The 12,682-nt window shown below is 47.9% G+C and carries 12 protein-coding genes, 1 pseudogene and 1 other annotated feature; all 13 genes and pseudogenes read right to left on the reverse strand.

The genetic code is table 11. The features are described 5' to 3' along the window. Positions 1–129: 129 nt before the first annotated feature. Positions 130–3,219: an isoleucine--tRNA ligase gene (gene ileS / locus L696_RS0116480; protein WP_025684633.1), complete on the reverse strand. Its 3,090-nt coding sequence runs from the start codon at positions 3,217–3,219 to the stop codon at positions 130–132. 79 nt (positions 3,220–3,298) lie between these two features. Beyond that, positions 3,299–3,585 (reverse strand) — a binding site (T-box leader). Positions 3,586–3,752: 167 nt separating this feature from the next. Then, positions 3,753–4,262, reverse strand: coding sequence for a DivIVA domain-containing protein (locus L696_RS0116485; protein WP_014282424.1), 510 nt, complete (start codon positions 4,260–4,262; stop codon positions 3,753–3,755). Positions 4,263–4,433: 171 nt separating this feature from the next. Then, the gene (locus tag L696_RS0116490) at positions 4,434–5,216 is read right to left on the reverse strand and encodes a YlmH family RNA-binding protein (protein ID WP_025684634.1); all 783 of its coding nucleotides are present in this window, start codon (positions 5,214–5,216) and stop codon (positions 4,434–4,436) included. 8 nt (positions 5,217–5,224) lie between these two features. After that, positions 5,225–5,482, reverse strand: a complete 258-nt coding sequence (locus L696_RS0116495) for a YggT family protein (RefSeq protein ID WP_014282426.1) — start codon at positions 5,480–5,482, stop codon at positions 5,225–5,227. Positions 5,483–5,489: 7 nt separating this feature from the next. Beyond that, positions 5,490–5,942, reverse strand: a complete 453-nt coding sequence (locus tag L696_RS0116500; RefSeq protein ID WP_025684635.1) for a cell division protein SepF — start codon at positions 5,940–5,942, stop codon at positions 5,490–5,492. Continuing rightward, positions 5,933–6,634, reverse strand: a complete 702-nt coding sequence (locus L696_RS0116505) for a YggS family pyridoxal phosphate-dependent enzyme (protein ID WP_025684636.1) — start codon at positions 6,632–6,634, stop codon at positions 5,933–5,935. The genes L696_RS0116500 and L696_RS0116505 overlap by 10 nt, the downstream gene beginning before the upstream one ends. Before the next feature lie 8 nt (positions 6,635–6,642). Next, positions 6,643–7,527: a peptidoglycan editing factor PgeF gene (pgeF, locus tag L696_RS0116510; protein WP_025684637.1), complete on the reverse strand. Its 885-nt coding sequence runs from the start codon at positions 7,525–7,527 to the stop codon at positions 6,643–6,645. Positions 7,528–7,623: 96 nt separating this feature from the next. Then, positions 7,624–7,962 carry a YlmC/YmxH family sporulation protein gene (locus L696_RS0116515; protein WP_025684638.1) on the reverse strand — a complete coding sequence of 113 codons (339 nt, stop codon included), beginning with the start codon at positions 7,960–7,962 and terminating at the stop codon, positions 7,624–7,626. Between the two features lie 124 nt (positions 7,963–8,086). Beyond that, positions 8,087–8,869 (reverse strand): RNA polymerase sporulation sigma factor SigG, encoded by a 783-nt coding sequence (gene sigG, locus L696_RS0116520; RefSeq protein ID WP_025684639.1) that lies wholly within the window; start codon positions 8,867–8,869, stop codon positions 8,087–8,089. A 96-nt stretch (positions 8,870–8,965) separates the two neighbouring features. Next, positions 8,966–9,706, reverse strand: a complete 741-nt coding sequence (sigE, locus tag L696_RS0116525; protein WP_025684640.1) for an RNA polymerase sporulation sigma factor SigE — start codon at positions 9,704–9,706, stop codon at positions 8,966–8,968. A 1-nt stretch (position 9,707) separates the two neighbouring features. Continuing rightward, positions 9,708–10,784, reverse strand: a complete 1,077-nt coding sequence (spoIIGA, locus tag L696_RS0116530) for a sigma-E processing peptidase SpoIIGA (RefSeq protein WP_025684641.1) — start codon at positions 10,782–10,784, stop codon at positions 9,708–9,710. Between the two features lie 235 nt (positions 10,785–11,019). Beyond that, entirely contained in the window at positions 11,020–12,144 is a 1,125-nt protein-coding gene (gene ftsZ, locus L696_RS0116535; protein ID WP_025684642.1) for a cell division protein FtsZ, read from the reverse strand. A gap of 66 nt (positions 12,145–12,210) precedes the next feature. Then, positions 12,211–12,682, reverse strand: a pseudogene (locus L696_RS0116540) (cell division protein FtsA); the annotation flags it as partial.

Raw genomic sequence — 12,682 nt, forward strand, 5'->3', positions numbered from 1 at the left:
TTTTCCCGCGCTGCCCTAAAAGCAGCAAACGAGCCGAAGCAAGTAACGGAGATCATCCATCCGTTTCCAATGCTTAGGCTCGTTTTTATATGCTGCCTGTTATTGTATTATGGGACAGGGGTCTTGTAATTATTCCCCAATATGCACGCCGATGGTTTTACCGTTCACTTCAACGCGTTCCACAGGCTCGGCTTGACCAAATGTCACCGTCGTTACCAGTACGTTCTCACGCAACACCGAATCGAAGTTTTCGATCGCCTGACGCAGCTCACTATCTACATCCAGCGTCAGTGCGACATGCTTTTCAATTGGCAGATCCAGCTTCTTACGGTAATCCTGCACCGCACGAACAACCTCACGTACCCAGCCCTCTTGCTCTAGCTCAGGTGTAATGTCCGTGTTCAACGCTACTGTTAAACCGTAGCCGGAAGCGGAAGCAAAACCTTCCTTCGCTTTTTTCTCCACCAGCAATTCCTCGGCTGTAACCTGTAACTCTTCCCCTTCTAGAGAAGCCACGTTCAGCACTCCTTTTTCTACAACCGAACGGGTGTCCTCCGCAGACATTCCTTTGAAAAAGTTTTGCAGGAAGCCGACATTTTTGCCGTATTTCTTGCCCGCTACCTTCAAATTCAGCTTCAGTGTGAAGTCTACAAAGCCACTGTCGTCCGTTTCAACATGAATATGCTTCACATTGATCTCATCCTTGATGATCTCCTCATAACCACTCAGCTCAAAATCCTGATCCATGGACAAAATCAATTCAGACAACGGCTGACGCGTTTTCAGTCCCGTTTCGTTACGGACGTTGCGCGCCAGTTCTACTACGCGGCGAGCCGTCTCCATGTCACGTTCCAGCTCCAGATCAATCAGGGCTTCATTGGCAGTCGGATAATCATCCAGATGAACGCTTTCCCCGTTGCTCAGGTTCAGGTAAATATCCTCAGCCAGCATCGGCGTGAACGGCGCAAGCAGCTTCGCTGTCGTCAATAACACCTCAGTTAGTGTTCGGTACGCATCCAATTTATCTTCTGTAAGGCCATTGCCCCAGAATCGGTCGCGCGAACGGCGGATATACCAGTTGCTCAGTTCATCCACGAACGACTCAATCGCTTTGGACGAGTTCAGGAAGTCGTTCACAGCCAGCGCTTTGTCCACCACCAGAATCAAGCTGTTGAGGCGGGACAAAATCCAGCGATCCAGCTTGTGTGCTGATGGCTTGAACGGATGCTGTGCCGGATCAAAACCGTCGATATCCGCATACAAGGTCAGGAAAGCATGTGTATTTACGAGCGTATCTACCAGCTTCGATTTGGCTTCGCCTACAATACCTTTGGAAAAACGTTTGCTATTCCACGGTGCACTATCGGACAACAATGCCCACCGGAAAGCATCTGTACCGTACTCGTCAATCACTTCCCACGGATCAATCACATTCCCCTTGGATTTGGACATTTTCTGTCCCTGCTCATCCAGTACGTGGCCTGTCGCCATAACTGCTTTATAAGGAGCTTTCCCTGTCAGCATGGTCGAAATCGCAAGCAAGCTGTAGAACCAGCCACGAGTCTGGTCAATACCTTCACAGATCATGTCTGCCGGGAATTGCTGCTCGAATGTTTCATTATTTTCAAACGGATAATGATGTTGGGCAAAAGGCATGGAGCCGCTGTCGAACCATACGTCGATCACTTCCGGTGTACGGGTCATTTCGTATTTACCGCATGTACTGCGAACCTTGATTTCATCTACATATGGTTTATGCAGCTCAAAGTCCGCTGGTACGTCGCCAATCGCACGTTCCCGCAGTTCAGCAATACTATGCGGAGCGAACTGCTCTCCGGTTTCTTCACAAACCCAGATATTCAGCGGTGTGCCCCAATAGCGATCACGGCTGATGTTCCAGTCCACCAATTCCTCCAAAAACTTGCCGAAGCGTCCTTCGCGTATATGACCCGGATACCATTCGATTTCGTTATTGTTGGCAATCAGTTGATCCTTGATGGCGGTTGTTTTGATAAACCAGCTGTCCATGGCGTAGTACAATAGCGGGGAGTCACAACGCCAGCAGAACGGATAGCTATGCTCGTATTTTTCCTTACTGTAAAGCAAGCCTTTTTCCGACAGCATTTTAACAATATCCACATCACAGTCCTTCACAAAACGGCCTGCAAAATCAGTGATTTCCTCGACGTAGTTACCTTGAAGATCCACCACATTGATGAATCCAACGCCATTTTCACGACATACCCGGTAATCATCTTCACCATGCGCAGGAGCCATATGAACGATACCTGTACCGCTGGAGTCCGTTACGAACTTCGCACCCAGAATCTGATTGCCCTTCTCGACTTGGAAATAAGTAAATGGCGGAGTATACGTTTGACCTACCAGTTCCGAACCTGGCAGCGTGCCAACCACTTCATGATCGCCTTTAATCACGTCTTCGACGAGATTTTTGGCAACGATGTATACACCGTCTTCCTGTTTTACACGAGCGTATTCTAGATCAGGATTGACGGCAAGTGCCACGTGACTCGGCAGGGTCCAAGGTGTTGTCGTCCAGGCCAACACATATTCACCACTGCTATGCAGCTTAAATTTGGCCGTGGCGCTCAGGTCTTTTACGTCTTTGTAGCCCTGTGCCACTTCATGGGAACTCAGCGTTGTCTGACAACTCGGACAATACGGACTTACGCGATGACCGCGATACAGCAGACCCTTTTCGTGAATCGTCGCCAGAATGTTCCACACACTCTCGATATAGTTATTATCCAGCGTGATGTATGGATTATCGAGGTCTGTCCAATAGCCGATAGCTTCGGTCAGATCACGCCATTGCTGCTCATACTCAAATACGCTGGCTTTACATTTTTTAATGAACTTTTCCACACCATACTCTTCGATTTCAGACTTATGGGAAATGCCCAATTGCTTCTGTACACCCAATTCTACCGGCAGACCGTGGGTATCCCAACCCGCCTTACGTACGACACGATATCCCTTCATCGTCTGGTAACGGCCGACAAAATCCTTAATTACACGGCCCAGCACGTGACCGATATGCGGTTTACCATTAGCTGTTGGCGGGCCTTCATAAAATACAAAGTTTGGCTTACCCTCACGATGTGTGATCGTTTTACGGAATGTGCCCTCCTGCTTCCATTTGGTCAGAATGCGCAGGTCGCGGGACCGTGCCTTTTCTTTGACATCCACTCTGTTCATAATGTCATACTCCCTCTCTGATCATCATTGGTTGGTGTAGCATTCTCTGAAAAAAAAGCAACAAAAAAGCCCCGTCCCTGTAAGGGACGAGACTGTGCTCGCGTTACCACCCTGATTCCGTAAACAAACCATCTCAAAAAGACTGGTCCCGTTACGGCTCTCCGAGCCCTACTCAACTACAGCAGGGCGCCATTATAACGTATGGCGAACGGTGAATGCTTACACACACCGGATAAAATCCAAGCGCTTCAGCTCACTTCTCAGGGAGGATCTTCGGTCATGTTCTGAACGTTGGCTTGCACCGGAAAAAGGCCAACTCTCTGAGGGACAAAATCATGACGTACTCGTTCCCATCAACGAATTCCAAATGTTAAATTCATCGGGATATTAAATCAGCAGCTTCGCTGCCCTGAATAACGACTCATTACCCACAATGGATAACGTGATATTCAGTATAGTATTTACAGTTATAGCCTGTTTAAAGGTAAAAGTCAACCCTGACAAGGACCAGAAATCGCTGTTCGGGATGAGGATTAATAAATCTCTTTCATTTCACGCTCGCGCTCCAGCACTTCGCGTTCACGATTTTCAAGCGCTTCCCATCCGTCCTGACTTAGCAAGTCAAGCTGCGCCTCCACCAATGTACGAAAACGTGCCCGATAAATCGAAGCCTGCTTCTTCAGTTCCTCGACCTCCAGCGCAATTTTGCGGGATTTGGACAACGCTTCATTCACAATGCGGTCCGCATTTTTTTCCGCTTCCTTCACGATGAGCTGCGATTCTTTCTTGGCGTTATTACGGACTTCATCAGCCGCTTCTTGCGCCACGATAATCGTCTTGCTCAGCGTATCCTCAATGGTCGAAAAATGATCGAGCTTTTCCTGAACATTCAACAGCTGTGTACTCAGTTCTTTATTTTCACGGATAACGCCCTCGTAATCCTTGATCACCTGATCCAAAAATTCATTGACCTGATCTTCGTCATAACCGCGAAGCCGGCGGGCAAATTCCTTGTTATGTATATCCAATGGCGTTAATGGCATGCCGTCCACCTCCTATAAGATTGACAAAAAAACATTTACCTCGTCACGACGCTCACTATCATCTATCGGTCATCATACCCCGTTTTGTGAAAACTGTACAGAGCAAAATCGTTCCAGTTCTTTGCTATAGCTTAATTCTTTCGACAGAAAGCTCGTGATTCCTGCCTCCAGCTATATAAACTTGCCAATTTTGACACGGAATCTTCCCTTTTTTGTCATTCCATCTGTTTCCAGCACTTTGAAACGCCCAAATCCCTGCATGGAAATAACGTCCCCTGCCTTGAGTAAAGTGGATGGATTCTCCTCCACCTTCCAATTCACCCGGCAACGTCCGGCCCGGATCGGAGTTAAAATCTTGCTCCGGCTGAGCTTGTACACATCACTGGTAATGCCATCCAGACGCAAAGAAGCCACCGTCAGGTCCAACGGCTCCAATGTAACGTCCTTCGTCCGCAGATTTTCTGAAGGCAACAGTTCTGTCCATACATGAACACGATGAACCTGTTGTAAATGCATCGTAATAAAATCGCTGATCTCAGAAGCCACCAATACATGACACCCGTCGTCCAGCACATGAATATCCCCTATTTTTCCACGCTTGATTCCAAGTCCTAATATTGCACCCAAATAATCCCCGTGCTCCAACGTGTTAATTTTATGATCATCGGACGTGACGGAAAGAACCTGAATACCCATATTCTCTCCGTCCACATACGAATAATCGGGCGCGATTAGCGCCCGCTTTCGTTCCGATGCCTCATAACCGCCATCTACCCTAATCGTGACCTTGTCTTCCTTCGAAGCAAGCGTCTCCAATATGTACAGTTGACGCGGGTCCAAAAAATCAGTCAGCTTCTGCTCATGGTAAGCCCCCGCATGACTGATCCATTCGGAAGCGCGATCTACATAATCTCGTTCATCCGGGTGAAAGTGCTCATAAATCTCAGTTCGCATAAGTCCTCCTAGACGAAATTGCTAATTAAAGACATCAAACCATACGACGCAAAACGCAGAGCAATCAGCGCAACAATGGGTGAAATATCAATCATCCCGAAGATTGGCGGTATAAATCTGCGAAAAGGAGACAAATACGGCTCCACAAACTTGGCAAGTAAATCACCGATCACACTCTCTCTTGCATTAGGAAGCCACGACATCAGGACATATGCAATGATCATGTAAGAATAAATCTGAAATAGCCAACCGATTACCTCGATCAAGAAAAGCTCACCTCATTCTGTTAAGTTCTTGTTCAGTGTCAGCTAGTATTTCCGTAATGGAGCCTTGAATTTCAACCGTATCCGGTGTACACAGGAAAATATTATTGCCCACCTTGGAAATGCCTCCACCCAACGCATATACAGTACCACTTAAAAAATCAATGATTCGCAGCGCCTGATCCTTGCGGATGCGTTGCAAATTGACCACGACGGTACGATGGGAACGAATATGGTCGGCAATTTCCTGTGCTTCATCATAAGAACGCGGCTCATACAGGACAACCTTCACATTTTTCTGTGAATGGATGCTGACAACATTATTGCCCTTCTGGTTCTTACGTTTATCAAAGCTTGGGGTTTCAATTTCTTGATCTTCCGGCGTATTCATAACCTCTCGCTCTACAACTTCCTCTTCTTCCTGAAGTCCCAGGAAGTTCATGAACTTATTCATTACGCCCAATGGAAATCCTCCTCTCGTCCGACCAGTACAGAACCAAGCCGTAACCAGGTCGCTCCTTCTTCAACCGCCACCTCAAAATCATTAGACATGCCCATCGATAAGTGAACAATAGGTTCTCTTGTTAAAGCTTGTCCATTTATCGCATCACGCAATTCACGTAGCCCCCGAAATACAGGTCGGGTATTCTCCGGGTCTTCCTCATGGGGAGCCATCGTCATCAAGCCAATCACGTCCACATGCTCAAGCTCACGAATTTGCTTCAAAAAAGGGGTCACCGCCTCAGGAGAAAGACCATATTTAGAAGTTTCCCCAGAAATGTTAACTTGCACAAAAGCTTTGACCCTCAGTTCAAGAGCAGCCGCCTTCTTGTCCAATTCCTGAGCCAGTGACAGCCGGTCAAGCGAATGTATATATTCAAATTTTCCAATGACATCTTTAACCTTATTCGTTTGCAGATGACCGATAAAATGCCATGTTCCCCGGTCACCCAGCTTGCTCCATTTATCCGCAGCATCCTGCCAGCGATTTTCGCCAACATGCTCCAAGCCACTGTCCAATACAAAAGCCATCGCCGCTGCCGAAACATATTTCGTGACAGCGATCACATTTACTTCTTCACGCGAACGTCCGCTGCGGGCACATGCCGCTTCCACACGGGCGTTCACCTCTTTAATTCGTTCCTCCAAAGACACGGGAGGACTCACCTCTCTTCCAGACCAATCCAGCTCGCCATTCTCCCTGTGACGCCGCCTTCCTTGCGATACGAAAAAAACAAATCGCTGCGGCTACTCGTGCATAAGGTAGTACATTCGATACGGCTCGGCAATATTCCTGCTTTCATCATAATGTGTCGATTGCATTGTTTCAAGTCAAGAAGCGTTTTTCCGCCGCCTAACGGGAAATAGACAGTGCCTTCCCATTTATCATTACCCGGGCAATCATGCTCCAAAACCCGAATTTGGCTCATCACATGCTCATCCACCTCGTATGACTTTATACCAATGGAAGGGCCAATGGCTGCAAGCAAATCGGACGGCTGCGATCCATATTCGGTCTGCATCGTTTGCACCATTTTCAGCGCAATCTCGGCAACCGTTCCTTTCCAGCCCGCATGTGCTAGCCCAATTACACGCCGCACCGGATCACAAAAATATAACGGCACGCAATCCGCATAAAAGGATGTCAGTAAAATGCCTGGCACATCGGTCAACAGTCCATCTGTATCCTGAAAAGCGGATGCACGATCCACAAAGCCGCGCCCGCGGTCAGCAGCCTTTACAACAGCAACGTGATTACCGTGTACCTGCTCTCCACAGGTCCAGGCTTCAGGCACAAATCCGAGCTGCTCCGCAATAAGCTGCCGATTGCGAATAACTTTCTCCGGGTCATCCCCTACATGAAACGCACAATTCAGACTTTCGTAAGGCACTTCACTGACACCGCCATGGCGTCCGGTAAAACCTGCTGTCAATCCACGAACCTGTTTCTCCCAGGATTGAATATATAACAACTCTGGCAAGGGATGCGCGCCATCTGTCGTTGACGCGACACCCGTTGCTCCGGTATTCACTACAAACGGTTCCATTCGTTTTCACCTCTACTGCCCAGTGTACCAAAAAGCCGCCGCCGTGTCTTCACATAGCTGTCAAATACACATATTCCTACAGCTCAAAGTCACTGCTCAAAATCCCCGTCGGTCATTTCGTTCCTGACGCTCAATATATAATTTTTCCTCACCATCACCCTGCGACTCATGCAATCCCTCCAATCGGACAAGTACCACATCCGAGCCAATTTTAACAATATTGCGCCAGGGAATGACCAGTTCGCTTCCCCCTCCAAACCAGCCCATAAAACGGCTGCTGCCAGGGACAACAATGGCCTCGATTTTGCCCTGTCGTACATCAATCTCCAAATCACTGATTTGTCCCAATCGTCGCCCATCTACAATGTTAATGACATCCTTTGTTTGAAACTCGGAAATTTTCATGGCCCTTACCGACGTTTCCGGTGCACTCACACGTATCACATCCTTTATTTCACTATATGAGAGGGAGAACCCAAAAAATGTCCTGTAAACGCAAAAACGATCCACGCAGGATCGTTTTTATCGGCATGCCTTCCAAGCTTCTCTTCCCTTAAGACTACGACTTCACGTGCTTTTGCATTTGCTGTATGGCCGACTTCTCTAATCTCGAAACCTGGGCTTGAGAGATACCGATTTCGTCGGCAACCTCCATCTGCGTCTTTCCTTCATAAAAACGCATGGACAATATCATCTTTTCACGCTGGCCCAGGCGATGCATCGCTTCCCGCAGAGCGATTTCCTCAATCCATGAGACGTCCTTATTTCTGTCATCACTGATCTGATCCATCACATAGATTGGGTCGCCCCCGTCGTGATATATCGGCTCGAACAGCGAAACCGGGTCCTGAATCGCATCTAATGCGAACACAACATCTTCCTTAGGCACGTTCAGCGCCTCAGAAATTTCAAAAATCGTCGGTTCCCGCGAATTTAGATTTGTTAGACTATCCCGCACCTGAAGCGCCTTATATGCAATATCTCGCAGCGAACGGGATACACGGATCGGATTGTTGTCCCGCAAATACCGGCGTATCTCACCGATAATCATCGGCACCGCATAAGTGGAAAACTTCACGTTTTGCGAAAGGTCAAAATTATCAATCGCCTTCATCAGGCCGATGCATCCTACCTGAAACAAATCGTCAACAAACTCTCCCCGATTGTTAAAGCGCTGAATCACGCTCAGAACGAGCCGTAGATTGCCGTTAACCAATTTTTCTCTGGCTGATCGTTCATTATTTTGCTGAAGTGATGTGAACAGCTCGCGCATTTCCACATTGGTTAGCACTGGCAGTTTGGCGGTATCCACACCGCAAATTTCCACTTTGTTTCGGGTCATCTTGTCTTACCTCCCAAGGAGCAACATTAATGTACATTATCTCCTGAGGGTGTTTTTTTATTCGCCGTTTCCATCGCTTCCGAATATCCCCAAACGTCATACCATTTTGTTAAATTCTTTCCGTAAGCGCTTAATAATACGTTTTTCCAGACGCGAAATATAGGATTGTGAGATACCTAACAGGTCAGCAACATCCTTCTGTGTCTTCTCTTCCCCGTCCTGCAAGCCAAAACGCAGCTCCATAATCAGACGTTCCCGATCCGTCAACTTATCCAGCGCCTTATGCAATAATTTGCGGTCAACCTGTTCCTCGATATTGCGGTAAATGGTATCATTTTCCGTTCCCATCACGTCGGAAAGCAGCAACTCATTCCCGTCCCAATCAATATTCAAAGGCTCGTCAAAAGAAACTTCAGTTCTCGTTTTATTATTTCGGCGCAAATACATTAAAATTTCATTTTCGATGCACCGGGAAGCATAGGTAGCGAGCTTGATTTTTTTCTCGGGATCAAAGGTGTTAACTGCCTTGATAAGTCCTATCGCCCCTATGGATACGAGATCCTCAATGTTGATTCCTGTGTTCTCAAACTTACGCGCAATGTATACCACCAGCCGCAAATTCCGTTCAATCAACATGGACCGTACTGCAGCATCTCCGGAAGAGAGCTTTCCAAGCAAATACTCTTCCTCATCCCTCGTCAGCGGCGGGGGGAGCGCCTCGCTGCCGCCAATATAATAAATCTCTTCACTTTTCAACCCAAATAAAAATAAAATACGATAATATTGCAACTGTAAAGTCAATCTGATTTTCATCTTGAATTTCATCTGTTCCCGCATGTCATTCTCCCCCTTCTGAAAATGGTGCAAAATCTCGCTGCGTCCCTTCGTCCGTTACAGCCATAGCCTGATTGCCTTCAGACCTGATCGTGTGTCCACGACCATCGTCCTGCGCTTCAAAGCGTGCTTCCTGCTTCTGGTCCGGCTCAGCAGCCCCCTCCGCGTGTGCCGTCACATCCGGATGAATGATTGCGCGATATTTTCCCTCTGCCGATAATGTCCCCCCATCCAAGCCGATCAACACTCGATGATGCACATAGCGAGCCCCATTCATCACCACCTCTACGCGATCTGGCTTGAGTGCGAGCATGAAGGAATGGTTACGATTAATGCCACGATAGGGAACGAGACGAACTCGATCCTGCCAGTTGAACGATTCGTCTCCCAACTCCATCACCAGTTGATCCGCATTTCCCTCAGATAGCTTTTGGAGCCAGGAAGAGGGTAAATATGCCTCCCACAAGGCAGCCTCCATGACCATCACGGGTGTCCGGGTCAAAGGATCATAAAGTTGGTTACCCGTATCCAACAAGCCTGTACACTCAATATGATCCTGCCCGATCCATACCTGCACCTCCCCCAGAAATCCACTCATCCTTTCCGCGCGCTGCTTTGAAGATTGCACAATACGAAAGAAAAGCATCACTCCGCCAAACGTGCATAAAATAAACCAGAATGCAATTTTCAGCTCAAAGGACATTCCACCTGAAGTCGTGTACCAGATGCCATTAAACAATTCCCCCGTACTCTGGAGTAAATAATGCATCCCCAGAATTCCTCCCGCTGCTACAAAATTGATCATATAAAAAGCACCCATCGTACGAAGGTACTTTTGCATGCTGCCAAACCCAAAAGCCACCAACAGCATAATGACCGATAATGCCAGCTTAATCAGGAATGTAAATAAAAAGGACAGCTCCGGCACAAACATCATGACCACGTACATCGCACCGATGACAGCCGAAGCAAGCAGTCGCCACCACACCGGACGAATTTTTCTCATCCAGGCAGTAGCCATCAGCAGTACAGCATCAATGAACAAATTGGCCAAAAAAATTAAGTCGATGTAAACAACCAAAGATTCACCCGCCCAGCGTTTGCAGGATAGGCTTAAGTATAGTAGTCATGCTGTTCAAAGTCTGTCTAACGATGGGGACGGTGACCGACTAATTTTGTCGGAAAGGGGAGAAGCACAGGAAATGTTAAAAATGGAGTTCTTACATTGGAATCGGCTAATGAATCGAATATGAGATGCAAAAAAAATAGAAAGAAGCCCGTATCTCCAAGGAGAATACGGGCTATCCGATTTCAATCTAGTTATCGTTATTATTATTGCGTGAACGGTTACGTAAAAATGTCGGAATATCGAGTTGATCACTGCTCTGAGTGTTGCCGAACGGACGCAAGTTAGGAGAACCCTTTTCCACCGATTCAGGAGCCGCCGGGTTGGCTGCCGGTTTACGCCCCGGTGCCGGTTGGCTTGGTTTACCTTCAAAGCCAGTTGCAATGACGGTAACCTTAATCTCTTCTTTCAACTCTTCGTCAATGATGGCACCGAAAATCATGTTGACCTCCGGATCGGAAGCCGAGGTTACAATTTCAGCTGCTTCATTCACTTCGTACAAAGACAGATTGTTGCCGCCAGTGATGTTCATAATCACACCCCGTGCGCCTTCAATGGATGTTTCCAACAACGGGCTCATGATAGCCTTGCGTGCTGCTTCAGCCGCCCGATTCTCACCGGTTGCTTCGCCAATCCCCATCAAGGCGGAGCCACGCTCCGTCATGATCGTTTTCACGTCAGCAAAGTCGAGGTTGATCAAACCCGGTACAGCGATCAAATCAGAAATACCTTGTACCGCCTGACGAAGAACATTGTCCGCTTCGCGGAATGCTTCCAGCATAGGGGTCTTTTTATCCACAATTTCAAGCAGGCGATCATTCGGGATAACAATCAAGGTGTCTACCTTTTCTTTTAATCCCTCAATGCCCAGCTCGGCTTGATTGGAGCGCTTACGCCCTTCAAAGGTGAATGGTCGTGTTACAACGCCTACAGTCAGCGCGCCGCATTCCTTGGCAATTTCAGCAATGACAGGAGCTGCTCCAGTACCTGTACCGCCACCCATTCCCGCCGTCACGAATACCATATCCGCACCTTTGAGTGTGTTCATAATGAGTTCACGCGACTCCTCAGCCGCTTTTTTACCCACATCCGGATTAGCTCCGGCACCCAAGCCGCGAGTCAGCTTATCACCAATTTGAAGCTTATGCTCAGACTTCGCTAAATGAAGCGCCTGAGCATCTGTGTTGACGGTGATAAACTCCACACCCTGAACACCATTTTCGATCATTCGGTTAACCGCATTGCTGCCGCCGCCTCCGACGCCGATCACTTTAATTTGAGCCAAGCTCTCCATTTCAAAATCAAATTCCAACATACTATTCCATCTCCCCCTCAATGTGCATGGATGGCCCGTCCATGATTGGCATAATTGCAATGAACGTTATATAAACTCACTGAACATGTTTTTTAAGCGTTCAATCAACCCCTGCTTTTGCTCGCCTTCCGCAGCCGGACTGCTCTTGGTTCGGTTGGTCGGCTTCTTGGAACTTCCACCGCTGCTGCTGCTAACGCTGGTCGATCTTCCGCGATAGTAGCGAATAGCATTATGCAAGATGCCGACTCCGCTTGTGTAACCCGGATCCCTTACACCGATAAAGTCCGGTACGGCGATCCTTACAGAAGCGGCCAGTTCGCTTTGTGCCACCTGAAGTACACCAGGCATGGAGACGGTGCCTCCGGTAAGTATATAACCCCCCGGAAGCTCTGTGTAACCCAAGCGCTTAACTTCCGCCTGAATGAGTTGAAAAATTTCCTGCACCCTCGGCTCAATAATGGCAGCCAAGTCCTGCTGATTGAATTCCTTATCGACATTACTGCCGATACGGGTCACTTTAAAGACCACATCGGCTGGC

The organism is Paenibacillus maysiensis (genome assembly GCF_000520815.1).
GTDB lineage: Bacteria > Bacillota > Bacilli > Paenibacillales > Paenibacillaceae > Paenibacillus > Paenibacillus maysiensis.